General features: G+C 41.8%; 22 protein-coding genes and 1 tRNA gene. 16 read left to right on the top strand and 7 right to left on the bottom strand.

All coding sequences use genetic code 11. The features are described from left to right. Positions 1–130: 130 nt before the first annotated feature. Positions 131–952, top strand: a complete 822-nt coding sequence (gene cysE / locus PP2015_RS12635) for a serine O-acetyltransferase (protein WP_058030683.1) — start codon at positions 131–133, stop codon at positions 950–952. A gap of 27 nt (positions 953–979) precedes the next feature. Here cysE and xseA read toward each other — a convergent pair whose 3' ends face one another. Then, a complete protein-coding gene (xseA, locus tag PP2015_RS12630) occupies positions 980–2,350 on the bottom strand; it encodes an exodeoxyribonuclease VII large subunit (protein WP_058030682.1) in 1,371 nt (456 codons plus the stop codon). A 132-nt stretch (positions 2,351–2,482) separates the two neighbouring features. On the opposite strand from xseA, the gene guaB reads away from it, so the two are divergent. The 5 genes from guaB to rimI all read left to right on the top strand — a co-directional run bounded on the left by guaB (position 2,483) and on the right by rimI (position 6,719). Further along, positions 2,483–3,952, top strand: coding sequence for an IMP dehydrogenase (gene guaB, locus PP2015_RS12625; RefSeq protein WP_058030681.1), 1,470 nt, complete (start codon positions 2,483–2,485; stop codon positions 3,950–3,952). Between the two features lie 112 nt (positions 3,953–4,064). Beyond that, a complete protein-coding gene (gene guaA / locus PP2015_RS12620) occupies positions 4,065–5,639 on the top strand; it encodes a glutamine-hydrolyzing GMP synthase (RefSeq protein WP_058030680.1) in 1,575 nt (524 codons plus the stop codon). A 148-nt stretch (positions 5,640–5,787) separates the two neighbouring features. Beyond that, a tRNA-Trp gene (locus PP2015_RS12615) sits at positions 5,788–5,864 on the top strand. Between the two features lie 65 nt (positions 5,865–5,929). After that, the gene (locus PP2015_RS21660) at positions 5,930–6,256 is read left to right on the top strand and encodes a hypothetical protein (protein WP_128724725.1); all 327 of its coding nucleotides are present in this window, start codon (positions 5,930–5,932) and stop codon (positions 6,254–6,256) included. Then, positions 6,246–6,719 (top strand): ribosomal protein S18-alanine N-acetyltransferase, encoded by a 474-nt coding sequence (rimI, locus tag PP2015_RS12610; RefSeq protein ID WP_058030679.1) that lies wholly within the window; start codon positions 6,246–6,248, stop codon positions 6,717–6,719. Before PP2015_RS21660 ends, rimI begins: the two co-directional genes overlap by 11 nt. A gap of 228 nt (positions 6,720–6,947) precedes the next feature. Here the strand turns inward: rimI and PP2015_RS12605 are convergent, their stop codons facing one another. Together PP2015_RS12605 and PP2015_RS12600 are read right to left on the bottom strand one after the other, a co-directional pair. Continuing rightward, positions 6,948–9,617, bottom strand: a complete 2,670-nt coding sequence (locus PP2015_RS12605; RefSeq protein WP_058030678.1) for an ATP-binding protein — start codon at positions 9,615–9,617, stop codon at positions 6,948–6,950. A 131-nt stretch (positions 9,618–9,748) separates the two neighbouring features. Next, positions 9,749–10,435: a 4'-phosphopantetheinyl transferase family protein gene (locus PP2015_RS12600; protein WP_058030677.1), complete on the bottom strand. Its 687-nt coding sequence runs from the start codon at positions 10,433–10,435 to the stop codon at positions 9,749–9,751. A gap of 273 nt (positions 10,436–10,708) precedes the next feature. On the opposite strand from PP2015_RS12600, the gene PP2015_RS12595 reads away from it, so the two are divergent. The 5 genes from PP2015_RS12595 to PP2015_RS12575 all read left to right on the top strand — a co-directional run bounded on the left by PP2015_RS12595 (position 10,709) and on the right by PP2015_RS12575 (position 17,192). Further along, entirely contained in the window at positions 10,709–12,088 is a 1,380-nt protein-coding gene (locus tag PP2015_RS12595) for an MATE family efflux transporter (RefSeq protein WP_058030676.1), read from the top strand. Positions 12,089–12,246: 158 nt separating this feature from the next. Next, a complete protein-coding gene (gene prfC / locus PP2015_RS12590) occupies positions 12,247–13,836 on the top strand; it encodes a peptide chain release factor 3 (RefSeq protein ID WP_058030675.1) in 1,590 nt (529 codons plus the stop codon). Positions 13,837–13,905: 69 nt separating this feature from the next. Beyond that, positions 13,906–15,648 carry an arginine--tRNA ligase gene (gene argS / locus PP2015_RS12585; RefSeq protein WP_058030674.1) on the top strand — a complete coding sequence of 581 codons (1,743 nt, stop codon included), beginning with the start codon at positions 13,906–13,908 and terminating at the stop codon, positions 15,646–15,648. Positions 15,649–15,772: 124 nt separating this feature from the next. Continuing rightward, complete coding sequence (gene pdxH / locus PP2015_RS12580) at positions 15,773–16,414, top strand: pyridoxamine 5'-phosphate oxidase (RefSeq protein WP_058030673.1); 642 nt, start codon at positions 15,773–15,775, stop codon at positions 16,412–16,414. Between the two features lie 13 nt (positions 16,415–16,427). Next, positions 16,428–17,192, top strand: a complete 765-nt coding sequence (locus PP2015_RS12575) for a TatD family hydrolase (protein WP_058030672.1) — start codon at positions 16,428–16,430, stop codon at positions 17,190–17,192. Here PP2015_RS12575 and PP2015_RS12570 read toward each other — a convergent pair. Continuing rightward, positions 17,159–17,779, bottom strand: a complete 621-nt coding sequence (locus tag PP2015_RS12570) for an AhpA/YtjB family protein (protein WP_058031635.1) — start codon at positions 17,777–17,779, stop codon at positions 17,159–17,161. The genes PP2015_RS12575 and PP2015_RS12570 overlap by 34 nt on opposite strands. 74 nt (positions 17,780–17,853) lie before the next feature. Between PP2015_RS12570 and serB the strand changes: the two genes are divergently transcribed. Further along, positions 17,854–18,864: a phosphoserine phosphatase SerB gene (gene serB, locus PP2015_RS12565; RefSeq protein WP_058030671.1), complete on the top strand. Its 1,011-nt coding sequence runs from the start codon at positions 17,854–17,856 to the stop codon at positions 18,862–18,864. Between the two features lie 72 nt (positions 18,865–18,936). Here the strand turns inward: serB and PP2015_RS21900 are convergent, their stop codons facing one another. Together PP2015_RS21900 and PP2015_RS12555 are read right to left on the bottom strand one after the other, a co-directional pair. Beyond that, positions 18,937–19,101, bottom strand: coding sequence for a hypothetical protein (locus tag PP2015_RS21900; RefSeq protein ID WP_157599090.1), 165 nt, complete (start codon positions 19,099–19,101; stop codon positions 18,937–18,939). A 177-nt stretch (positions 19,102–19,278) separates the two neighbouring features. Continuing rightward, on the bottom strand, positions 19,279–20,073 hold the full coding sequence (locus PP2015_RS12555; protein WP_058030669.1) for an RMD1 family protein: 795 nt from the start codon (positions 20,071–20,073) through the stop codon (positions 19,279–19,281). Positions 20,074–20,289: 216 nt separating this feature from the next. Here PP2015_RS12555 and speA point away from each other — a divergent pair, with 216 nt between their 5' ends. From speA to PP2015_RS12540, 3 genes are all read left to right on the top strand, one after another. Continuing rightward, positions 20,290–22,203: a biosynthetic arginine decarboxylase gene (gene speA, locus PP2015_RS12550; protein ID WP_058031634.1), complete on the top strand. Its 1,914-nt coding sequence runs from the start codon at positions 20,290–20,292 to the stop codon at positions 22,201–22,203. A gap of 10 nt (positions 22,204–22,213) precedes the next feature. Continuing rightward, on the top strand, positions 22,214–23,140 hold the full coding sequence (gene speB, locus PP2015_RS12545) for an agmatinase (protein ID WP_058031633.1): 927 nt from the start codon (positions 22,214–22,216) through the stop codon (positions 23,138–23,140). A 151-nt stretch (positions 23,141–23,291) separates the two neighbouring features. Beyond that, positions 23,292–24,080, top strand: a complete 789-nt coding sequence (locus PP2015_RS12540) for a transporter substrate-binding domain-containing protein (protein WP_058030668.1) — start codon at positions 23,292–23,294, stop codon at positions 24,078–24,080. Here the strand turns inward: PP2015_RS12540 and PP2015_RS12535 are convergent. Further along, the gene (locus PP2015_RS12535) at positions 24,055–25,344 is read right to left on the bottom strand and encodes an MFS transporter (RefSeq protein WP_058030667.1); all 1,290 of its coding nucleotides are present in this window, start codon (positions 25,342–25,344) and stop codon (positions 24,055–24,057) included. The two genes, PP2015_RS12540 and PP2015_RS12535, sit on opposite strands and share 26 nt — an antisense overlap. A 364-nt stretch (positions 25,345–25,708) precedes the next feature. Between PP2015_RS12535 and pdhR the strand changes: the two genes are divergently transcribed. Beyond that, a complete protein-coding gene (gene pdhR, locus PP2015_RS12530; RefSeq protein WP_058030666.1) occupies positions 25,709–26,467 on the top strand; it encodes a pyruvate dehydrogenase complex transcriptional repressor PdhR in 759 nt (252 codons plus the stop codon). The last annotated feature ends 46 nt before the right edge of the window (positions 26,468–26,513 follow it).

The raw sequence follows: 26,513 nt of genomic DNA, 5'->3' as shown, positions 1-26,513 counted from the left end.
AAATCTCTCGCAAATTGCCTGTTTTAGTGCAGTTTGTTATAAGTAAGTAGAAGATGTTCCCAGCATTTTCTAGTCGTACGGTTTATGTAACCGTTACAATCCGCCTAGTGTCAGTCTGTAAGGTATGTTTATGCGTCATGAAATTTGGCAGCAGCTTCGCCAAGAAGCAACAGAGTTAGTAAGTAGAGAGCCTCTTTTGGCAAGTCATGTTTACTCGAGTGTGTTAAATCATGAGTGTTTAGGCTCTGCGTTAAGTTTTATTGTTGCAAACAAGCTTGCGGATGCGGTGGTATCAGCTTTTACAATTCGTGAATTGTTTGACCAAGCCTTTGTTGACTGCGACAGAATGCTGACCCATGTCGCCCATGATATAAAAGCAGTTAAAGATCGTGACCCAGCTGCCGATAGTTACTTAACTGTTATTTTGAACTTGAAGGGTTTTCATGCAATCCAAGCACACAGACTTGCACATTGCCTCTGGCGTCAGAACCGAAAAGAGCTCGCACGTTTCATCCAAAGCCGTACCTCTGAAGTTTTTGGCGTTGATATCCATCCTGCTTGTAAAGTCGGTCATGGCATTATGTTTGACCACGCAACTGGTATCGTAATTGGTGAAACCGCTGTAATCGAAGACAATGTTTCAATCTTACAATCAGTGACACTCGGTGGTACAGGTAATGAACAAGGCGATCGCCACCCAAAAATTAGAGCTGGTGTATTGATCGGTGCTGGTGCAAAAGTACTAGGTAACATCGAGGTCGGAGAAGGCGCACGTATTGGTGCAGGTTCTGTAGTGTTAAATCCGGTTACGCCACATACAACGGTAGTAGGTATTCCAGCTAAAGTGGTTGGTAAGCCAAATTGTCCATGTCCTGCAGAATCGATGGATCAAAACTTCTTAGAAGATGAAGTGTCTCTAGAAAACGAATCGTATACCAGCGCTATGCTATAAAAAGCACATAAATGGTAAAAAAGGCTGCTACTGTGCAGCCTTTGTCGTATCTAAGGTGTGGTTTACTGTAGTGTGAATTTCACCATCATGTACTTGAGTCACCAATGTTTCACCGGTTTTTACTTGTTCGATTGATTTCACCACACTTTTGCCTTTCTTGGTGATGGAGTAGCCTCTCGCTAACACGCTCAGAGGGCTGATGCTTTCAAGTCGTGCAGCTAACATGGCTAACTGTTGCTGCGCGGACTGTTGGTTTTTATTTTGTGCATTCAACAGTCTTTGTTCTAATTGCTGAAGTGTATCTTGTGACTGAGAAAGTCGTCGTTCAGGGTGTTGATGTTGAAATCTTTGTTGCAGCAAACTCAGTTGGTTATTTTTTTGATTGAGCTGAGCATGCACGCCGCGTTGCAATCGCATTGAAAGCTCGTCTAAACGCTGTGCTTGTTGCTGCAGCTGACTATTAGGATGTTGCAGCTTAAGTCGCTGTAATAGCACATTGTTAGTTTGCTTCGCTTCTTTGATTTTACTCAGCATTAAATGGCTTAAACGTGCGTACTTTTCAATAATATGTTTTTTAATCGCATGCTGATCAGGACTGACTAGTTCAGCGGCTGCTGATGGAGTAGGGGCTCTTAAATCAGCAACATAATCCGAAATGGTGGTATCTATCTCATGACCCACCGCACTGATAATAGGTAAACGACTAGCAAATATCTCGCGTGCTAAATGTTCTTCATTAAAACACCATAAATCTTCTAACGAGCCACCACCTCGACCCACAATCAACACATCGACTTCATTTCGTATATTTGCTAAACGAATTTTCTCTGCAATTTGCAGGTGTGCATCGCTGCCTTGAACTTGAGTCGGATAAACGATGACTTCAAGTTGTGGTGCGCGGCGTTTCATTACCGTCAAGATGTCTTTAATTGCAGCGCCAGTCGCAGAGGTAACAACACCTACTTTTCTTATTTGTGTTGGCAAAGGTTGTTTATGTGCACTACTAAATAATCCTTCAGCGGCAAGTTGTAACTTGAGCGCTTCAAATTGTTGTTTAAGTTGGCCTTCACCAGCAGGTTCCATGTGCTCAACAATTAGTTGATACTCACCGCGAGGTTCGTACACAGAGACTCGGGCCGTAACGACGACTTGGGCACCATTATTTGGCCTGTATTTGCTATAACGATTATTACCTCGCCACATGGCTGCTTTTATTTGTGCTTTGTCATCTTTTAAAGAGAAATACCAATGGCCAGATGCCGGTGCAACAAAGTTGGAGATTTCCCCGGTTAACCTTAAAGAAGCAAAACCTTGCTCTAAAATGCCGCGAATTTCTTTATTTAGCTTTGAAACTGAATAAACTTGGTGTTTTGGAGCTGAAGAAACTGAGAATGTCATCATTGGCCTCTAAAAAAATTACCGCGGAACTTTAGCATATTTTTTGAAAAAAAGATTTACTCACTACTACAACGCTGATAAAATTCGCACGCAATTCCTATTACTCAATTCCACGTGAGAGATACCGCAAACATGCTAAGAATTGCAAAAGAAGCCCTAACTTTCGATGATGTGCTACTCATCCCTGCACACTCAACTGTATTACCTCATACCGCTGATTTAAAAACGCGTTTAACGCGTGGTATTGATTTAAACCTACCGCTTGTTTCTGCTTCAATGGACACTGTAACTGAAGCGCGCCTTGCTATTGCCCTTGCGCAAGAAGGCGGTATTGGCTTTGTTCACAAAAACATGACCATTGAAGAGCAAGCTAGAAATGTTCGTAAGGTTAAAGCTTACGAAGCGGGTATCGTGTCTTTCCCTGTCACTGTGACAGCTAACCTGACTATTGAAGGTGCACTTGAGCTTGCACAAGAGAAAGGTTTTTCTGGTTTTCCTGTAGTTGGTGACAATAACCAACTGGAAGGTATCGTAACAAGCCGTGATTTGCGTTTTGAAACGCAACTAGATAAGCCTGTTTCTTCAGTAATGACGAAGAAAGCCGATCTTGTGACAGTTAAAGAAGGTGCTGCACGTGAAGAGATCTTAGGTCTGATGCACGAGCACCGCATTGAAAAAATCCTAGTGGTTGATGATGCGTTTGCATTAAAAGGCATGATCACAGTTAAGGACTACCAAAAAGCACAAGAAAAGCCGAATGCATGTAAAGACGAGCAAGGTCGTTTACGTGTAGGTGCAGCTGTTGGTGTGGGTGCAGGTACTGATGAGCGTATCGCAGCGCTTGTTGAAGCGGGTGTTGACGTACTACTTATCGATACTTCACATGGTCACTCTCAAGGCGTAATTGACCGTGTTAAAGCAACACGTGAAGCATACCCTGATTTACAAATCGTTGCGGGTAACGTTGCAACAGCTGAAGGCGCGATTGCACTAGCTGATGCGGGTGCTGATGCAGTTAAAGTTGGTATTGGCCCAGGTTCTATTTGTACTACTCGTATTGTAACAGGCTGTGGTGTACCGCAAATTACCGCTATCTCTGATGCTGTTGAAGGTTTAAAAGGTCGTGACATCCCTGTGATTGCTGATGGTGGTATCCGTTTCTCTGGTGATATCGTAAAAGCACTTGTGGCTGGTGCATCATGCGTGATGGTTGGTTCTATGCTTGCAGGTACTGAAGAGTCTCCAGGTGAAGTTGAGCTTTACCAAGGTCGTTACTACAAGTCTTACCGAGGTATGGGTAGCTTGGGTGCGATGAACCAAAAAGAAGGTTCGTCAGACCGTTACTTCCAAAAATCAAATGAAGCAGACAAATTGGTACCTGAAGGTATCGAAGGTCGTGTTGCATATAAAGGTCCTATCGCAACGATTATTCACCAGCAAGTGGGTGGTATCCGCAGTGCAATGGGCTTAACTGGCTGTGCAACGATTGCTGAACTAAATACAAAACCTCAGTTTGTTAAAGTAACGTCTGCAGGTATGGGTGAGTCACACGTTCACGATGTGCAGATCACCAAAGAAGCGCCTAACTACCGTATGGGTTAATGCGCAACGCATATTAAAAATTGGGCTAGCTCAGGCTAGCCCTTCTTAATTTAGGTAAAGTTCGTTTTTGTGCTTTACTAAACTTATCGTTTTCTAACCAACGAGATTATCAATGAGCAAAGACATCCACGATTCCCGCATTTTGATCTTAGATTTCGGTTCTCAGTACACGCAGCTTATCGCGCGCCGTGTTCGTGAAATCGGTGTTTACTGTGAGCTTTGGGCTTGGGACGTAACGGAAGAGCAGATCCGTGAATTCAACCCACAAGGTATTATTTTATCTGGTGGCCCAGAGTCAACGACAGAAGAAAACAGCCCACGTGCGCCTGAGTATGTATTTAATGCTGGCGTGCCAGTATTAGGCGTATGTTACGGTATGCAGACTATGGCGATGCAGTTAGGCGGCCTAGTTGAAAGCTCAGACAAGAAAGAGTTCGGTTACGCACGTGTTGAAAAGCTGGGTAACTGTAAATTATTTGAAGACATTCAAGATCACATCGAGAACGGTTCTGATTTCTTAGACGTGTGGATGAGCCACGGTGATAAGGTAATTGAAGTACCAGAGACATTTGTCACTTCAGCTAAAACTGATACATGTCCACATGCGGCTATGTCTTGGGAAGAAAAGCGTTTTTACGGTGTTCAATTCCACCCAGAAGTAACGCACACGCAACAAGGTCAACGCCTTTTAGAGCGTTTTGTTATTGATATTTGTGGCTGTGAAAAGCTGTGGACTCCATCGCAAATCATCGAAGATGCCGTTGCTAAGATCAAAGAAAAAGTGGGTGATGACGAAGTTATCCTAGGTCTTTCTGGTGGTGTTGATTCATCAGTAGTCGCTATGCTTATCCACCGTGCAATCGGTAAGAAGCTAACTTGTGTATTCGTTGATAACGGTTTACTTCGTTTAAACGAAGGTCAGCAAGTAATGGAAATGTTTGGTGACAAGTTCGGTCTGAACATCATCAAAGTGGATGCTGAAGAGCAGTTCTTAAATGACCTAGCAGGTCTATCTGATCCTGAAGATAAGCGTAAAGCAATTGGTCATACATTCGTTGACGTGTTCGATGCTGAGTCTAAAAAGCTGAAAAATGCGAAATGGTTAGCACAAGGTACAATTTACCCAGACGTGATCGAGTCAGCGGCTTCTAAAACAGGTAAGGCACACGTGATCAAGTCTCACCATAACGTAGGTGGTCTACCTGACGATATGGAAATGGGTCTAGTTGAGCCGCTTCGTGAGTTATTTAAAGATGAAGTACGCAAGATTGGTCTTGAGTTAGGTTTACCTTACGACATGCTTTACCGTCACCCATTCCCGGGTCCAGGTCTAGGTGTACGTGTACTAGGTGAAATCAAGAAAGAATACTGTGATTTACTACGTCGTGCAGACGCTATCTTCATTGAAGAGCTACATAAAGCTGACATCTACCACAAAGTATCGCAAGCATTCACTGTATTCCTACCGGTTAAATCGGTTGGCGTAATGGGTGATGCACGTAAATACGACTGGGTTGTATCACTGCGTTGTGTAGAAACAATCGACTTTATGACAGCGCGTTGGTCACACCTACCTTATGATTTCTTAGGTCTGGTATCAAACCGTATCATTAACGAGATTGATGGTATCTCACGCGTGGTTTACGATATTTCTGGTAAGCCACCAGCAACTATCGAATGGGAATAATGAGCAAGTAGTTCATTGCTAATTTGATGATTAAAAAGGCGAATAGATAAAATATTCGCCTTTTTGTTTATTTAAGCTGCAGTTAAACATTTTTTTTAAATTTTTACTTTACCTTTAAAAAAACCTCTCTATAATGCGTCGTCATTGCAGGGGCGTAGTTCCAATTGGTAGAACAGCGGTCTCCAAAACCGATGGTTGCGGGTTCGAGTCCTGCCGCCCCTGCCACTTCTTACTTTGCTTTCTTTGTTACAAACCTTTATATTCTCAAAAAAATTCTTCAAGATTTAACTATGCGCGCATTGCATGCTGATGTTTTAGGTATTACACCACTTAAACTCAATTCACATTTTGCTCCAGAGACATCTGAGTCTGAAATGACTTCGGCTGATCACAGCGATATGCCTTCAATGGCTTCTGAGCAGCAAACTGAGCAACATGAGTTACTAACCCTACCTTATCAATTACATGCTGATTTATTATTGCTACAGCCCGCAGGCTTTGCAGAAATAATAAAGGGCGATAGCGTCAAGCTGCAGAACAATGTTCTTACTCTGCCTTCGGTGAACCTTACGGTTGAGCACAAACGTGCGTTATGGAAGTTATTACATGACAAGTAAAATAGTTGCGGGCTTACTTAATGATATGCCGCTTGAAACCATTATGGATATTGAAGAGGTATGCCATAGCTTTCCTTGGAGTGCTAAAACCATGCAATCCTGTTTAGGAGGCAGATACTACAATGCAGGTTTATTGTTAGGTGATGAACTCGTTGGCTTTTATGTCGCTGAGCAGGTTGGGCCTGATCACACCTTAATGGATATTTGTGTTGCTCCTGAGTACCAAGGGCGAGGCTATGCAAAACAACTTATGGCGCATTTGCTAGAGCAGGCGCAAACACTTGAAGCCGAAAACTGTTTCTTAGAAGTAAGAGAATCAAATTTAAGTGCAATAGCGGTTTACCAAAAATTTGATTTTTCAGAGGTGGGTGTCCGTAAAAACTATTACCCAGCTAAAGAGGGTAAAGAGCACGCAGTGTTAATGGCGAGAAGCTTTTTTTATAACAAACCTCTAATTAAGTGATCTATTTTTAGATAAGGAAAACTGGTCTATAGCACCGCTCAGGTACCTTCGTCTATTTAGGCAAGAATTTTGATATTTAGTTGTTCTCGGCAATTGCTCCTGCATTACTCTACTTTCTGTATCCATGCAGTCGTAAATACGAAATTTTTAAAGAATCAAGCGTCAGTTTTAGCCCCTCAAAAAGACTGAGTATTATTGAGGAATGGTATTAAAAGCGCTAACGGCTATTTAATCTTCAGTTTCAGGCTGGTGTGCCAAAGTGTATTTGATTGCTTCACAAAGGTTTAATTGGGTGTATTGCCACTGGGCTTGCTGATTAGTCATTAAGCTATTTTCAAGCTCTTCTGCAGCACTATGAATGTTCATAAAACCAAAACAGCCTGCACTGCCTTTCAAGCTGTGAGCAAGGGCCCTCAGTGACTCCCATTCTTGATTATCAAAGTATGTTTGAACTTGCTCAAGGTAGTCTGGCAGCTTTTCCATATAATTTTTATTTATCTGTACAAACTTTTCACTGGCTAAGAGGGAGTCCCACTTAGATTGACTCGCAGCCTGAAGTTGAAGGTGTTCTAATAACACTTGGCCTAGTTGCTTTTTATCAATTGGTTTTGCCAAGGTAGCGTCACAACCAGCCGCAAGATATGACTCAACATCATGTTTCATGACATTTGCGGTGAGAGCAATAATTGGACCATCGTAAGCCGCGTGTCTGAGCATTTCTGTGGCTTCTAGGCCACCCATGACAGGCATCTGCATATCCATTAAAATCAGTTGGTAATCATTAACTAGCGCTTTTTCAACCGCTTCAGCGCCATTATTGGCTATGTCTGGCTTAATTCCCCATGCATCAAGAAGAAGGCAGATCAGCTCTTGGTTATCTGGGTTATCTTCGGCGAGTAGAATATTGGCATCAAATTGGGTTGCTGCAAGCTCTTGTGAAGCATCGGGAATGTGCGCAGACTCCTCCAACTTATTGATAAGTTGGTAATCACCGTTTGGGAAGTTTGCTAGAACTCGAATAGTAAACTTACTGCCCACACCTTGTTCGCTCAAAACTTCTACATCACCACCAAGTAGCTGCGCTAAATTCTTAGAAATACAAAGGCCTAAACCGGTACCGCCGAAGCGGCGTGTGGTGGTGCTATCAGCTTGCTCAAATGGTTTGAAGACGCGTTTGATTTCACTGTCAGACATGCCGATTCCGGTATCTTCGATAACAAACTCAACACTTTGGCTTTGGTGAATAAATCGCACGCTTAAGCGTATGCCACCGTACTCGGTAAATTTAATCGCGTTGGTAGTGATATTCAGTAATATTTGCTTTAAACGGGTAATGTCACTGTAAATTGAGCGAGGTAAAGGGAATTGGTAGTCCATCGAAAAGGACAGTTGTTTTTCTTGTGCCAGTGGTGCGATTATCGACTCAACATCTTCAAGTAGAGGCTGAAGCTTGAATGGCCGATTCTCTACATCGAGTTTCTCAGCTTCGATTTTTGATAAATCTAGGATGTTATTTATCAACTCTAATAAGTGCTTCGAGTTTCGCAGTACCGTGCTTAAGTGATTTCGATTTGCGGTCGCTTGCGGGTTGATTATCAACTGTTCGGTGAAACCCATAATCGCAGTCAGAGGGGTGCGGATCTCGTGACTCATATTGGCTAAGAAGCGACTTTTTAAATCACTCGCTTGCTCAGCTTCTCTAATAGCAATTTCGAGCTGTTGATTTGTTTGTTCAAGTTCTTTAGTACGAACATCAACCATTTCTTCTAGGTGTAACTTATAGGTTTTAAGCTCAGATTGGGAATCTCTTATTTGCTTAACCATGTGGTTGAAGTCTCTGAATAAAAGTCCAACTTCATCGTTGCTTTGTTCAGGTAGAGAAACCGATAAATTACCATCCCCCACTTTGTGACTGGCTGCACCAAGTAGTTCAATTGGGTTCAGCAGTAAATTTCTAACCACAATAAAAATAAGAATGGGGAGAGTTATTACCGACAAGATAACGATCAAAGCAGTGATCAAACTAATTGCTTTGCCTGATTGGTAGAGAAGCGCTTTTGGAATACTTGATAAGTAATAATATCCGCCACTAAGCTGAACAGCATAAACCATCCGCTCTATGTTATCGACACTTGATAATTTAATCGATTTAAGCGTACTGCGCTCAGCCGTTTCTTGAATTTCTTGAGTTTCATCTGTATCCAGAGATTGTGCATATAAACTTGGATCTGAGCTAAATAAAATTTCACCTTGCTTCGTGATTAGCAAGTTAAGGGTGTTGTTATAAGGTGACTCTAAGATGCTTGAGTGAATTACTGACGGGTCAACTTGAACTATAATGTAGCCTTGTTGTTTTGGTCTTTTGAGCTGGTAGTCAACACTGAATATTTGTTGTACAAGATAGATATGCGTGGTGTTATTTTCAGTCGGCACCATGAACTTCTGTTGCCGCATACTGCTATTTTTTACCTGTTCAAAAAACGGATAACTTTGTGGTGCCTGATTTAAATTGTTAGCATAGTAAGCTTTTGACTCACCTTCAGGTGAAACAAGGTTAATACTCAATATATCTGGATAGGCATCGCTGTAACTGGCGAATACATCCATTAAAGCGCCTAAGCGAGCTGTTTGTTCAAAGGGAGTATCGAAATCTTTGGCAAGGAAGTCACTTAAAACAGGAGATGTTGAGAGTAACTTAGTAGTCGATTGATAGATTTCAATATAGTTGAACATTTTTTGATGTTGCTGCTCAACAAAACGACTCACTGTGAGTTTAGCTTGTTTTTGTGTTGAGCTTGTTACATTCGTGAGAGTAAAACCACCTAAAAACAGCAAGGGTAAAATCACTAATGGAGTGATATACCATAATAATTTTATACTTAACTTACTGGTTTTCATGCGATTTTAATAACGTCCTAAATGTTCTTCTTGTTAGCATAATGGAACAATGTCCAAGTAACTAATCCTAAGTCAATGCAGCTTTTTTAACAAGTAATATGCGCTATGTTCATACTTGTTTAATAAAACAACTATGTCGTTGTAAAAAGACACTGGGTAAATACTAAGTCGTCAACAAGTTGATAGTGAACATTAACTTTTAAACCAGATTGGACGTGTTTGCTTAAGTTATGCATTATTTCAAAAGTTAAAACAGTCTCATTAAATTCAATCAATTTTGCTTTATCGAAGCCAAAATATTTTTTTACAGATGGATAGAGTGCCTTAAAAATACTTTCTTTAGCAGAAAAAATAACACTTAGAGGGTGTGTTACTTGCTTACCAAAGTCATTAAATTGCGTTTTTTCGTCATCTCGTAAGATATGCGTTTGCAGTTTTGTCTCTTGACTATCTTTCATCAATTTTTCGATATCAATACCTACGCCTGTGGCGCAATCTTGTATGCCAGCTATTGCTGCGGCGATGCCTTTGGTATGGGTAATTGAACCAAATGTTTCTGTTGGCCAAATTGGCACCCTGTCATCTGCGGTGTGAACTATCGGATTATCAATATTTAGTGCTGTTAGTGCCTGAGTGGCGCAAATTCGGCCAGCTAAATATTCGGCTTGGCGTTTAAGAACTGCTTTTTTTATACGTTCAGGAAAAGGCTGGTTGAATAAATCAAAACTTTGAGGTTCATAGCTGTCTGCGTCGAACTCAAGCACCACGAGTTCAAGTGGGAGGTGATTTTTAAAAACAGACGATTTGATTACTTGCATTACTCACTCCTTTTGTGGGAAGTGAGTGTCATTTATTTATTTTTAAATCGCAAGCTTTTCTCAGCAGAATAAAGGATGGACTACTTAAGCGGTCCATAAGTTTTACAAAAGTTTACCTGCTTTCCTTCAATTCAGCTTTTAGGATGAAGCTAAAGTAAAAACGCCTTAGCTAGGTCACTAAACACATACTTTGTTACAAACGAGAGAAATTACTTTGTAATAAAAACCGGAGGTTAAGGTCTTAGTTTAGGAAGTATAAAATGGACTAATACCATGCAGAAGAGTCAAACTTTGTGTTATCTAAGTGCATCGCCTTGGCAGCTATTAAGAAAAACCACCGCTATTTTATTGCCAGCGATTTGTATTCTATTGGCTTATGACTTAGCCGAATCGTCGATGATAGCCAATACCAATGAGCAACTTCTACAGCTCTATGGGTATGCCCAGCCTTTATTTGTAATTTTGATGGCTTTTGCTGTTGCGCTGTCGGTGCGAACAAATATGGCGATGGTGCAATTGGTCGACCAGAAAAATAAAGGATTGTTTGCTCATATTCGCTTTGGTGTATTTGCCAGTGCCGCTGTATCTATTTTCTTATTACTCACATTAGACGAAATACTTGCCTTATTTGGTTTTTCTGAGTGGTTGAGTACTTTATCGGACGTGCAGTCTGCTGAGTTTTCCTCTGAGATCATGTCGTTTTTAACAATGCGGATCAGTACTCTCTTTGCTCTAGTAGTTATTTGGCAAGTGAGCAGCGCGCTCAGAGCGTTAAACGATTGTTGGTGTTCAGCGCTGTATTTATTGCTTTGGATGGTTTGTAAATCAGTAGGGTTGACTGTGTTAGTTCAGCAAGTTGAGCCTAATTTGCTAAGCTCTCTCGGCGAGTTGCATGCTTTTGTTGATGTTTTATTTGCAGCGATTGGTTTAAGTCTTGTGTCTATGAGGCATAAATCGAGTTTATTTGCATCGGACAAAGCAGTTAATGGTAATTTAGATACGGTACTTATTATTTGTCAGCAGGTAATGCCTGCATCTTCTCTTGCACTATTAACTTTTATCGCCAGCCACTTTGATACTGCTTTTATCGCAGTATTTGCTTTAACCTTTAAGATAGAAGCATTGGCTTTGTTAATTCCTATGGTGCTGACCGCTTCATTGCCTGCCATAGTGGGCGTCAATTATTGGTCGAACAATAAAAAGCGTGCATTAGGCATTTTAAAAAGTGCGCTTTTTCTCATTATTGTTATGCAATGTGTGATAGCTGTTTTACTTTATCTATTTCAGTCACAGCTATTTGCTGGGATCTGTCCAGATTGTCAGCAAATTGTCTTGTTAAAATACTTCATTCAATTCATGCCCATTAGTTATGTCGGTTTAGGTATGTCTATGGTGTATGTCTCTTGTTTGAATGCCATGGGTAAGAGTAAACAAGCCATGGTGTTTTTGGCTTTTCACCGTCTATTGCTTATCCCAATTTTGGCTGTGTTGGGGCTTAATCTATTGGGCAATATGGGGCTATTTATTGGCTTAGCTGTATCGCATTTCATTATGGGTGGTTTTGTATTTTATCAGATCGCTGTTGTTTACAGCCGTTCAAGTGATGAACAATACGACATGGTGCAATTAGGTTTGCAAACAGAAAAAACTTAACTAATTAAAAAGAAAAAATTGTTATAAAAACCGCTGTACGATTGAGTATCTTGGCAAGATAAGCGAAAATAGTCGATTAACTGATATTCATAGCCTGAGCAGGGCAAGTAATTTTATTTTACTTGAGCTGTGCTCAACTTAAGAGAAGATTTTAATCGATGTCAAACGCTTCAATTCCTCAGGAAGTCTCGAAAAGACGGACTTTCGCGATTATCTCGCACCCGGATGCGGGTAAAACCACCATCACAGAAAAAGTACTTTTATTCGGAAAGGCCTTACAAAAAGCCGGTACGGTAAAAGGCCGTGGTTCAAATCAGCACGCTAAGTCTGACTGGATGGAAATGGAAAAAGAGCGTGGTATCTCAGTAACAACCTCTGTGATGCAGTTCCCATATAACGATGCATTGGTGAATCTACTAGATACCCCAGGACACGAAGACTTCTCTGAAGATACTTACCGTACACTGACTGCCGTTGACTCATGTCTAATGGTGATCGATGCAGCAAAAGGTGTAGAAGACCGTACGCGTAAACTAATGGAAGTTACACGCTTACGTGACACGCCAATCGTGACTTTCATGAACAAGCTTGACCGTGACATCCGCGACCCTATGGAAGTAATGGACGAAGTTGAAACTGAACTTAACATCATGTGTGCACCGATCACTTGGCCAATCGGCTGTGGTAAAGAGTTTAAAGGTGTGTATCACATTCACCGTGATGAAACGATCCTATACGCAACTGGTCAAGGCCATACCATCCAAGAAAAGCGCATCATTAAGGGCTTAGATAACCCAGACTTAGATGCAGAAATCGGGGATGAATTAGCCGAACAGCTTCGTGAAGAGTTAGAGCTAGTAATCGGTGCATCAAACGAATTTGATCACGACCTATTTTTATCGGGTGAATTAACACCTGTGTACTTTGGTACAGCATTAGGCAACTTCGGTGTTGACCATATGCTTGACGGTTTGACTGAGTGGGCGCCAACGCCAATGCCACGTCAAACAGAAGAGCGTGAAGTAAAAGCCGAAGAAGAAAAGTTCTCTGGCTTCGTATTTAAAATTCAAGCGAACATGGACCCGAAACACCGAGACCGTATCGCATTCATGCGTATTGTATCGGGTAAATATACCCAAGGTATGAAAATGGACCACGTACGTATTGGCAAAAAAGTCAGTATTTCTGACGCGGTTACTTTCATGGCCGGTGACCGTGAACGTGCGCAAGAAGCGTTTGCCGGTGACATCATTGGTTTGCATAACCACGGTACAATCCAAATCGGTGATACTTTTACTCAAGGTGAGAAGCTTAAGTTCAGTGGTATTCCAAACTTCGCGCCAGAGTTATTCCGTAGCATTCGCTTGAAAGATCCTCTTAAGCAAAAGCAGTTATTAAAAGGCCTAGTTCAGCTTTCAGAAGAAGGCGCGGTACAGGTATTTAGACCATTACAAAATAACAGCCTAATCGTAGGTGCGGTTGGTGTGCTGCAGTTTGATGTGGTTGTTGCCCGTTTGAAAGCGGAATATAACGTAGATGCAATCTACGAGAGTGTGTCAGTACAAACTGCGCGTTGGGTAACCTGCGACGACGATAAGAAAATGGCTGAGTTTAAACGTAAGTGTGAAGCAAACTTAGCCCTTGATGGTGGCGATAACTTAACTTACATTGCACCAAGCCGTGTAAACTTAAACTTATCAATGGAACGCTATCCTGATGTTCAGTTCCACCACACACGTGAACACTAATAAACGCTTAAATTGAATCAAATTTAACCTTGCTGGCATTGAAGGCTGGCAAGGGTTACAGGATAAAAAATGAATATCAAAACTCTATTAATTGAAAAAGCTAACGCGGCGATGCACGCTGCGGGTATTCCTGAAGGCACAAACCCAGCGGTTACACAATCTACTCGTCCGCAATTCGGTGATTACCAAATCAATGGTGCAATGGGCGCTGCAAAAGCTTTAAAAACTAATCCGCGTGAACTTGCACAAAAGATCATCGACAATTTAGACGTTGCAGATCTTGCTGCAAAAACGGAAATTGCAGGCCCAGGTTTCATTAACATTCACCTAAAGCCTGAGTTTTTAGCTGCAAGCCTAGAAGCGGCAAACCAAGATTCAAAACTTGGTGTTGCTGAGCACGTAAACCCGCATAAAGTTGTGGTTGACTACTCTTCACCAAACCTTGCAAAAGAAATGCACGTAGGTCACTTACGTTCTACCATCATTGGTGATGCGGTTGTACGTGCCCTAGAGTTCCGTGGTGATACGGTTATTCGTCAAAACCACATGGGTGACTGGGGTACACAGTTCGGTATGCTTATCGCACACCTTGAAGATTTACTTGAGCAGGGTGTTGACCTTGAAAAAGTCGCACTTGCTGACCTGGAAAGCTTCTACCGTGACGCGAAAAAGCGTTTCGATGAGGAAGAGGGCTTTGCCGATAAAGCGCGTGATTACGTCGTTAAGCTACAAGGTGGCGACGCGCATTGTAAGAAACTTTGGCAGATGTTTATCGACACGTCGGTTAAACACTCTGAAGAAGTATACGCGAGATTAAACGTTACCCTTGGCCGTGACGATATTAAAGCAGAAAGCGCTTATAACGACCGTCTTCAAGGTGTGATTGAGCTGCTTAAAGAAAAAGGCATTGCGGTTGAAGACCAAGGTGCGCAAGTGGTATTCCTTGATGAGCTTGCGAACAAAGACGGTGAGCCATCAGTGTTCATCGTCCAAAAGTCAGGTGGTGGTTTCTTATATTCAACCACTGACCTTGCAGCCTGTGATTACCGTTCAAACGAGTTAGACGTAGACCGTATCTTAATTTTCGTAGATGCACGTCAGGGCCTACACTTCAACCAAGTTGAGATCACAGCACGTAAAGCGGGTCTGTTAAAAGACAAAACCAGCTACGAGCCAAGCCTATTCGGTACTATGATGGGTGATGATGGTAAACCATTCAAAACTCGTACGGGTGGTACAGTTAAACTTGCAGATCTACTTGAAGAAGCGGTAAGTCGTGCAGCAGATAAAATTGCTGACCGTACAGCTGAATTAAGTGAAGAAGAGCGCAGCGAAATCGCGCGTAAAGTGGGTATTGGTGCAGTTAAATACGCTGACTTATCTAAGCACCGTACCAGTGACTATATCTTCAACTGGGACACAATGTTGAGCTTTGAAGGTGCAACTGCACCTTACTTACAGTATGCCTACACGCGTGTAAGTGGCATTTTTCGTAAAGCGGGTGTAGACAGTGCAAATCTTGCTGGTAGCATCAACATTGTTGAGCCGCAAGAAAAAGCATTGGCGTTAAAACTACTTCAGCTTGAAGAAGTGCTCGACCTGATGATCAGCGAAGCCACTCCGCACGTATTATGTGGTTACTTATATGAGCTTGCGAGCCTATATATGACATTCTACGAAGCATGCCCAATCTTAAAAGATGATGTGGCAGCAGATGTACGTGAAAGCCGTTTACTACTATGTAACTTAGTAGCTAAATCGCTACGTACCGGTCTAGATCTACTGGGCATCGAAGTGATGGAGCAGATGTAACCTGTTTCATTAACTAAATGAACTTGATAGGCCGCGCAACAGCATGTTGTTGCGGCCTTTTTTATATCCAATTAAGAGCAGATTGTTACTAACCTAAGCTCAGGTTAACGAGTAAGGAACGAATATGAAATTAGAAGACATTCGTCGCGAGTATACCCAAGGTGGTTTGCAGCGCGACATGCTAGCCGATGATCCTATTGTGCAATTTGAAGCTTGGTTAAAACAAGCGGTTGAAGCTAAGTTTAGTGATGATCCGACAGCCATGGTAGTGGCGACCGTTGATGAGACCGGTCAGCCTTCACAGCGCATCGTGTTGCTTAAACATTTGGATGAAAATGGCTTCGTATTTTTCACCAATACGGGCTCTCGAAAGGCGCAAGAATTAAAGACGAATAATAAGATTTCTTTGCACTTTCCATGGCATGCCATAGAACGCCAAGTGATTGTATATGGTGAAGCAAAACCACTGCCTACTAGTGCTGTGGCAAAGTATTTCTTATCTCGCCCTAAAGAGAGTCAACTTGCAGCTTGGGCGTCACAACAGTCTCGTCCAGTGTCATCGCGTCAAGCGCTAATGCAAACCTTTAACAGCATGAAGTCAAAGTTTGCCAAAGGTGATATTCCACTACCAGATTTTTGGGGCGGCTATTGTGTTGAGCCAACTAAGATTGAATTTTGGCAAGGTGGCGAGCACCGCTTACATGACCGTTTTATGTATGTGAAACAAGCCGATGGCAGCTGGGCTATTGAAAGGTTAAATCCTTAAGCTTCGCTTCTAGATGCAATTCATAGACACCCATTGTCACCTTGACTTTGATGAGTTTAAAGGCGACTTTCAACACCATGTTTACCGTGCAAATCAGCTTGGTATTCATGGTTTTGTTGTGCCAGGAATCACACTCAAGCAAAGCAAAACTTTACTGGACTTTAAACAGCATAACCAAGATGCTTATATTGCTTTCGGTCTCCATCCGTATTTTATGGCTGAGCATCAAGACGGTGATTTTGAAAAGCTAAAAAACTTAGTGATTGAACATCGTGAACAGCTGGTGGCGATTGGTGAGTGTGGTATTGATGCGAGTATTGCAGATATTGAAAAGCAGCAAACGCTTTTTGTAGAACACGTTAAGCTTGCGAATGAGTTATCACTGCCGCTAATCGTGCATCATAGGCAAAGCCATCACTTGATCATGCAAGCATTTAAGCAAGTACAGCCAAAATGGGGTGGGGTGATCCATGCTTTTAGTGGTTCACTGCAACAAGCGCAAGCGTATATCAAACTGGGTTTTAAACTTGGGGTGGGGGGCACGATAACCTATGAGCGTGCCAACAAAACCAAACAAGCTTTTGCACAAGTGCCACTCGATAGCTTAGTGCTTGAGACTGACGCGCCTTCTATGCCGCTTGCGGGTTATCAAGGGCAGATAAACCTTCCAGAACGTCTTAAAGCAGTATTTGATTGCCTAGTCGCAATTCGCAGCGAGTCAGAGTCTGAGATTGCTGAGCAAGTTCATGCGTCGTCTTGCTCGCTTTTCAAGATTTGACGCTTTACTTCCCAACGTTTTAACGCGCGCCCTAATTGCCAAGTAAATACACAGGTAATGATTAACATCAGTAGCACCATACGACCGAGTTCGTGAAAGTGATGATGGCTTTCACTCATGGCATCTTGGGTTAAATACACCATGTTTACAAAACCAAGGGGCTTGTCATCCGGATCGATAATGGGCAGCACGATGGCATCTTTTAATTTACTGATCCCTGGTAATTGTTTGGCAATGCCTTGATTGAGCGGCTCGGCTTGAAATCCTTCACTTTTAGTTAAAAGTTGCCCTTGGTGGTCATAAATTGCAGCGCCTAACACGTAAGGATCTCTTGCCAAATTCTTGGTCAGTTTTTCTAATTTATCGAGCGCTTGGCTTTGCATTGCAAAGCTGGCATTCCATGCTGTTTGCTGGGCCAAACTTCGGGCTGCTTGATGCGCTTGATTATGTAACAGTTGGTGAGAGCGAAAGCTGGTATTGAAAGCAATCCAAGTCAGTGTGATAAAGCAAGCAGCAGCAATGATTAAACGGATTAAGCGCCGGTTTTTCGAAGACGTTATCAAATCAAGTGCTTGTGTATTTTTCATAGTATCCATATTGAATGCTGACAGCCTTTTGGAATGATGTTACAAATGCATTGTTACTAAATTTGGAGCTCACAATGGCTGGTATTCGCTTTAACCTTACACCGCAACTTCCACTCACCGATTTATGCACCTTAGCAAAATGGTATCAGATTGAAAATGATCACTTAGTCGAGCAAGCGTCTGAGTCATCGCAATTAGGTGAAGATTTTATTGTGTTTTTTGGTGCGCAAGCGGACACACAATTTTTGCAATCTGCCATTGAGTTTATTGGTGAGGCTAATATCAATGCGGTAAGCCTGTATCAGCCAGCAGTGCAATTAGCCCCTGCGTTAGCGTTTCACGTTAAAGCACAGTTTGATGACTTGAAAGCATATAAAAAACAGCTCCGTAGTTTTGCCGCTGAGCATGGTTTTGAAGGTGCCTATTTATCAAAACCTGCCAGTCTGAGCCAGCCGGGTTTACTCATTATGGATATGGACTCTACGGCGATAGAAATTGAGTGTATTGATGAAATAGCACGTTTAGCCGACGTTTATGACGAGGTTGCCAGTGTGACAGCCATGGCAATGGCAGGGCAATTGGGTTTTAGCGAAAGTTTATATCAGCGTGTGGCGAAGCTTGAAGGTATTGAATTGTCTTTGATCCAACAGCTAAAAGATAACCTACCGCTGATGGAGGGCATTCAAGACCTATGTCATACATTAAAAGTCCATAACTGGCAGTTAGTACTCGCATCGGGTGGTTTTACTTGGTTTGCAGAAGCACTGCAAGCGCCTCTGTCGCTAGATGCCTTTTATGCCAATGAGCTTGAAATAAAAGAGGCGCGTTTAACGGGTAAAGTACTAGGCGGTGTGGTTGATGCTCAGAAAAAGGCTGATATTTTAGCAATGACGCGCACACAGCTTGGTTTTGCAAAACAACAAACTATAGCCATTGGCGATGGTGCCAATGATTTAGTGATGATGGCAGAAGCGGGAACAGGGGTGGCTATTCATGGCAAACCAAAAGTGGTTGAAAACGCCGATGCAGCTATTTGTCATGGCTCACTATTGCAGTTGTTATATTTTATTGCTTTACCAAAGTAATCAGTTTGCCAGTCATTAATTGTTCGAAAAAGGAAGTCGCTGCGACTTCCTTTTTTTGTGTCTATGAAGAGGTTACCTTCGACATGCGTCCACATTTTCACAGGTAGGGAAATAACTCATAGGGCAAATACCTTGCGGCGTTGAAAAACCAAACCCACCTGCAATGTTAGGAGTCGCAACTTTATCAATGGTTTTTGCATTCGATAAGTTCTTTAACTTCTTTTTATTCAATTTCATGATCAGTTTCCTTCTAAATAAAGCCGAAATAGGCTTATTTATGTTAGGAGGTAAAAAAGTCAGGAACAAGCTTTTACTCAGAGTAAAAAATTATAAAAACAGTTTATACAAACGATTAAGTGCTATTGAAATGCCTGCACTATTTAACTCCTTTGAATACTTAGGTTATGTGAACGATTAAGGCTCAAAAAAGTAGACCAAAATATCAATGGCAATTAATACGATGATCACCCATTCTAAAAAAGCAGAGTGCTTGTGGTTTTGCTCTGTGCTCAGCATATCCAAAAGCGTATGAATGGTATCGAGTTTTTTCTGTAAAATTTGAATGCGTGGTAAAAAGTCCAAGTACTTATTTAATTGCTGATAAAGCCCTTCAAGGTTAGGGTTGTCCCAAAAAAATTCCGGCGTATCGAGCAAGTTAAAATGCAAATTAATATCTGTGCTGGTTTTAAATAACGCGCCTCTCAACTTAGCAAGTTGCTTGCGACTGAGTGGCACCATACCTGTTTCAGCCAGCGTTTCAGATAAGTAAGCATTATTGTTGATCACAGTTTGTGCTTGCTCTTCGAAAAACTCTAGTTTAGCCGATTGCGCAAATGCATGACTGAGTGCCAGTTTAGTCATGCTGTCGGTATTGTCTAAATAGAGACAATCATCTTTTATATAGTAAGAGTCAGTATCTGTCTGTTTATAAATGTAATGTTCAATACTCGGTCTATGAATAGGCTCAATCACTAAGTCTTCTATTTTAGCAATGAGCTGACTTAATTCATCTTGGTTAAAGTTCCAACATACTAAAACCGCATAATCAAAAAGCCACGCTTGTTTTTTACCGAGGGTTAGCCCATAGGCGTCTTTTATTTGTTTGGCACCATAGTGGTCAACTAATTTAATGTGGGCTTTTTCTTTATCAATACTATGCCCTAGTAAAGTAATTACCAAACGATTTTCTAACTGAGTTTGCTCAGACATTGCTTGACTCCATCGTCAAAGACCTAGCCAAAATGGCGCTTATTTTCTCGCGCATTTATAGACTGAAATTTATGCAATAGAAATAGGGAACAAAGGTTTTTATTGATTTATTTTATTGTCGTGACGACAAAAAATAACAGTTGGACTTGAGGGGGGGCATACCGTTAAATGCGCGCAATTAAGCCAGTCCTATATATTGATTTTTTAAGGGTAGAAATGAAAGACAACTCAGCGATTGAACAAGTTCGCGCAAGTTACAACGTACCGCATTGGAGCCAAGGGTACTTTGATATAAACGACCGAGGTGAGTTAACGGTGTCGCCAGATACGGCAAACCCTAACCACGCGGTGAGTTTATCAAATATTGCCGAGCAAATTCAGCAGCGCGGGTTATCTTTACCAGCTTTGGTTAGATTTCCACAAATATTACATCACCGTGTACATAGCTTATGTAACGCATTTAACCGTGCTATTGCCTCTTACGGCTATGAAGAAAAGTATCTGTTGGTTTATCCAATCAAAGTAAACCAACAACGCGAAGTGGTTGAAGAGATTTTAGCTAGTCAAGCTGAGCAAAGTGAGAAGCAGCTTGGTTTAGAAGCAGGCAGCAAAGCTGAGCTTTTAGCGGTGCTAGCGATGGCACAAAAAGTCAGCTCTGTGATTGTGTGTAATGGTTACAAAGACCGCGAGTACATTCGTCTTGCTTTAATCGGTGAAAAGCTTGGTCATAAAGTGAATATCGTACTCGAAAAGCGTTCTGAGCTAGAGATGGTGCTTGAAGAAGCCTACAAGCTTGGCGTGACACCACGCTTAGGTATTCGTGTGCGATTAGCTTCGCAAGGCAAGGGAAAATGGCAGGCTAGTGGTGGCGAAAAATCAAAATTTGGTTTGTCGGCTTCGCAAGTATTAAGCGTATTGTCACAGTTGAAAGCCAAAAACATGCAAAGCACATTACAACTCGTGCATTTCCACTTAGGTTCACAAATGGCGAACATTCGTGATGTGCGTACAGGCGTCAGTGAAGCGGCACGTTTTTACTGTGAGCTACGTCGTTTAGGTGCGAACTTAACGTGCATGGATGTAGGTGGTGGCTTAGCGATTGACTATGACGGTACACGCAGTCAATCAAGTAATTCGATGAATTACTCGCTAGCTGAATATGCCAATAATATCGTGTACACAATCGGGGATGTTTGTAAACAGTATGCGCAACCTATGCCGATGATTATTTCTGAGTCTGGCCGAGCGTTAACGGCGCACCATGCAGTTTTGATCACCAATGTGATTGGTACTGAGTCATATCAAGTTGAAACAGTGGCGTCGCCTGATGAGCAAGCGCCTCAATTGTTGAAGAACATGTGGCACTCATGGTTACAACTCAATAATCGTGTTGATGAGCGCGCGCTTATTGAAATTTATCACGATTGTATGAGCGACTTAGCTGAAGTGCATGCGCAATTTGCAATGGGCTTACTGAACCTAGAACAAAGAGCATGGGCTGAGCAGTTATCGTTACGTATTAACTATGAATTGAAGCAGTTACTCGATGGCAAAAACCGTTTCCATCGTCCGATCATGGATGAGCTGAGTGAGCGACTAGCCGATAAGTTTTTTGTGAACTTTTCGCTATTCCAATCATTACCAGATGCATGGGGTATCGATCAGGTATTCCCGGTTATGCCTTTATCTGGATTAGCAGCGCAATCAGAGCGCAGAGCGGTATTACTCGATATCACCTGTGATTCTGATGGCACCGTTGATCAGTACGTTGACGGCCAAGGCATAGAGACCACTTTGCCTGTGCCAAATTGGCAAGCAGATAGTCCTTACTTAATGGGCTTCTTCTTAGTTGGTGCATATCAAGAAATTTTAGGCGATATGCATAACTTATTTGGTGATACGCACAGTGTGGTTGTGACCATGGACGAGCAAGGACAAAGTCATATTGTTGAGATTAATGAAGGTGACAGCGTAGAAGATATGCTGCGTTATGTTCACTTAGATGCCGACGAATTTAGACAAGCGTTTGCACAATTGGCAGAAAACAAACTGCCTGAGTCGGAGCGCGCACATGTATTGGCTGAGCTAGATATGGGTTTAAAAGGTTATACCTATTTAGAAGATGTATAAAGGTAACGAAATGCATACTGTGTTTGAAAAAGATAATTGCATGTTGTTTGGCAATGCCATGACTTTTATGCGTCGTCCTTTGGTTTTAAATCCGCTCACTGTTGAAGCCGATGTGGTGGTGTTGGGGTTGCCTTATGATATGGCAACGTCAGGACGCTCAGGCGCGAGAATGGGGCCTGACGCAATGCGTAAGGCCTCGACGAATCTCGCTTGGGAAGATACCCGTTATCCGTGGCAATTTGCGCTCAATGAACACTGTAATGTAGTAGACGCAGGTGACTTAACGTATATGTCAGGCGATAGCAGCGAATTTACCGAAAAAGTAGAAGCGGCAGCGACGAGTATTCTTGAGCAAGGCAAAAGCATGCTAAGTTTTGGCGGCGATCATTTCGTGACTTTACCTTTACTGCGTGCCCATGCAAAGAAATTTGGCAAAATGGCATTGGTGCATTTTGATGCCCATACCGACACTTACTCAAATGGCAGTGCGTATGATCATGGTACCATGTTCTATCATGCGCCAAATGAAGGCTTGATCGATAAACATCGCTCAGTACAAGTGGGTATCAGAACAAATTACACCGAAGCTGATCATGGCTTCACCGTGATTGATGGTCAACAAGGTAACGAATTGAGTGCCAGTAAAATTGCTGAAATTATCACAAACACAGTCGGTGATTTACCGGTTTATTTAACTTTTGATATTGATGCACTCGATCCTGCTTTTGCACCAGGTACAGGTACGCCAGTATGCGGTGGCTTAACGACTGATAAGGTCTTAAATATTTTAAGAGCGTTAAAGGGTCTTAATCTAGTAGGCATGGATGTGGTTGAAGTGGCACCTGCCTACGACAGCTCAGAAGTCACTGCACTTGCAGGGGCGAGCATCGCACTCGAATTATTGCACCTTTGGACATATAAGCATAAAACAATATAGGAAATGCTAATGCGATCAAATAGCTTGATCGCTTTTAACTTTTTCTAAATCATTGTTTTTAAATAAATATGATACTTGTTCTGCTAGAAAGCTGGAAAATCTGATAAAATTTAGGCATGGTGGGTTCGGTTTTAAAGAGGGGGTACACGCTATGAAAAGTTTTGTTTCGGCTATTTTGTGCATGTTCATAGTCGCGTTTTCTAAAAGTGTGTGGTCTTCTGAAACCTTACGTTTTGTCGCCGAAGATCTTTACCCCCTTCATTTCACTGATGACAAAAAGCAGCCAAAGGGATTTTTAGTTGAGTTAGTCGATAAGGTATTAAGCGAATGTCAGTGCCAAGGGCGTGTTGAAATAATGCCTCAGGCTCGCGCTTTCAAAGAGTTTAAGTCACATAAAAATACTTTGATGATCTCTTTATTAAAGACGCCACAACGTAGCAACGAATTTAATTTTCTAGGTAGTGTTTATTTCGCAGATGCTTATCTGATTGGACTAAAGAAAAAGTCGTTCTCATTATTAGATTTAAAGAGTGCACATGGGTTAAGAGTCAGTACGGTGCGGGGATACTTTAGTCACCATTACTTAGAAAAATCGGGGTTTTCAACTGAACATGATTTAGTGCTTGCCCCAGACCCAGCTAGCTTGCTTCATATGCTGTATAAAGAACGTACCGATTTAGTGCTAACCAACACCTTGTCGCTTGATGAAGAATTAAAGAGTATTGGATTAGACCCAAGTCAGATAGAAAAAAAGCTAAGCTTGCCTGACTTTCCAAATGAACTGCATTTTGTTGCTAATAAGCAGCTAAGTCCAAGCCTAGCTCAAAGCTTAAGTCAATCATTGCAGAGAGTTAAACTCAGCGGAGAATACGAGAAGCTGTTAAAAAAATGGCAATTAGGCCAAACAAACGCGCTTAATCTTTCAAAAAATATGAACTGATAATGGCCAGCAATGACAGGCTGCTGAACATTAAGATAAGTAAAAGAGCACCTAATTGTTCTGCTAACAAGCCAGCACTTCCCAAAATCAATAGTACAATTCCGGTAAACGTATTACCCACTGCAACATAGTCGGTTCTTTTGTTGCCCTCGGCTAAATTCACTAAATAGGTTTTACGGCCTAAACGCACACCCTGATGTGCCACACTCAAGATAAAATACAGCAGTGGTAAAAACCAAACGGAGCTAAAAATCTGAGGTAAAAATACATGTGCAACATAGAGTGCAATGGCATTTATTGCTACTAGGGCAGAACTAAGTGCCATAACACGTTTACTCGATAAATCGCTCAAGCGTCCCCAAATAGGTGCAGAGACTAAGCTAGCAGCGCCAGATACCAGCATAAACATCGCCAGAACTGCAAAGTCGAATGCTTGCTCAGAGGCAAGCACAATGTAAAATGGGGCACTCAAGGCGGAGCAAAGTAGCAATGTACGAGTCAGTAAGAACAGCGCAAAGTTACTATCTTCATAAATCATTCGAAACTTGCTTAAAGCTGCTTTTAAGCCGTTTTTTCCGCCATCAGTCGCGCCTTTATACTCGCTTATTTGCCCATAACTGAGGGCTGCTAGTAACCACATAACTGCAGCTAAGCCTAATGCCCATAAGATAGTTTGTTCTTGATGGCTGTCAGAAAACATAAAAAACAGCCCAAATAAAACCGTTGCTAAACCTGACAGGCTGGCGGTTAATCCACTTAAATTGCCTCTTTGAGTTTTAGGAATAGTTTTACCAAGTACGTCTTTGGCAGCAATTGAGTTAAATCCTCTGGCCAGAGAGAAAATAGTGAGCGTACCTATAATAGCAAGACCCGCATCAGAACCGCTTAAAGTAAAGCTTATAGTTATCAGGGCTAACATGCACAAGGCTTGAGTCAGTGAGCCAAATACCCATACCCACTTTCGAAGTGGTAATTTTCTGATGAAACTTGCAATGGCCAGTTGCGGTAATAGTGAACCAGATTCTCTTATAGGCACCAGCCATGAAATAAAAACGGCGGGCACCTGTAAGCTTTGTAATAGCCAAGGCAAGGTTACTTTTGGATTTAGCAACGCATCAGCAAATTGGCTAAACAACTGGCTGAATAACGTGATTGAGAAATTATGAGGGACAACTTTACAGGCAGAATCATCAAGTGGCTTACAAGCCCTTGCATCTTCTTCATTACTGAGTAGTTTATAGAGGTTGTCTGTATAGTTTTTCATTTATATCCCTCAATCAGCTTGCTGATACTTCCAAATTATCGATCCATTTTTAACTTAAACACAATACGTTAGTTAAGTAAAAATGATCGTTTTAAATCTTGGTCAACCAAGCTGGTGGCATAAAAAAACACATTAATGGTCAGACCACTTTAATTTGTACTGTGGTTTTTCCTAAAGTTGTATAAAGTTTAGACTTTGGTTGTAGAAAAGCTGTGGTTAAACCGTGCAGAATTTTGACAGTATCACGGGTTTTTGATAGTGTAATGCGCAAATTTGGTATTACCAATTTACCTTTTGGTTAAGATTAGCTAGCAATGTGATGTTAGATGGTCTTTTCAACATGCTTAAATTCGGCGTTTGATCAATGTCTTTAAAGATAAAAGCAGCAAAATTATCCGATGTTATTTTAGAGCAACTTGAGAATATGATCCTCGAGGGCTCTTTAATGCCAGGTGAAAAGTTGCCTCCAGAAAGGGAGCTTGCGAAGCAGTTTGAGGTTTCACGACCTTCTCTTCGAGAAGCAATTCAGAAGCTTGAGGCAAAAGGACTCGTGACACGTCGTCAAGGCGGCGGAACGTATGTAAAAAATCAATTAGAACAGGGGCTCACTGATCCGCTGTTTGACTTGATCAGTAAGCATCCAGAATCACAATTTGATTTACTGGAATTTCGTCATGCACTAGAAGGGATCGCGGCATATTATGCAGCGCTTCGCGGAACTGACACTGACTTTGAGAAAGTTCAGCAAAGTTTCGACAATATCGCCGATGTGCACGGGGACCTAGAGCAAAAAGCACAAGCAATCAATGCATTTCATTTTGCAGTGGCTGAAGCGTCACATAACGTGGTGTTGCTACACCTTGTTAAAGGCATGCAGTCTTTGCTGGAGCAAAATGTATTACAAAACTTACAAGTTTTGGTGCAAAAGAACAACGTGAGTGAACAGCTTGCTGAGCACCGTAAATTGTTGATGGATGCTGTTATAGAAGGTAATCCAGAACAAGCACGATTAGCCAGTAACGCGCACTTAGCGTTTATTGAAGAAGCATTACTTGAAGCGGACAAAGAACGTTCGCGGATCGCACGTAGTTTAAGACGTACCAGTAACAATCGAGTTCGTTAAGATTAACCAGAAGTAATTAAATTCGTATTTTAAACATAAGGAACAC

This window comes from Pseudoalteromonas phenolica, assembly GCF_001444405.1.
GTDB classification, from domain to species: domain Bacteria; phylum Pseudomonadota; class Gammaproteobacteria; order Enterobacterales; family Alteromonadaceae; genus Pseudoalteromonas; species Pseudoalteromonas phenolica.
The sequence above is the reverse complement of the archived record's forward strand: the minus strand, read 5'-3'. Positions and strand labels throughout refer to the sequence as shown.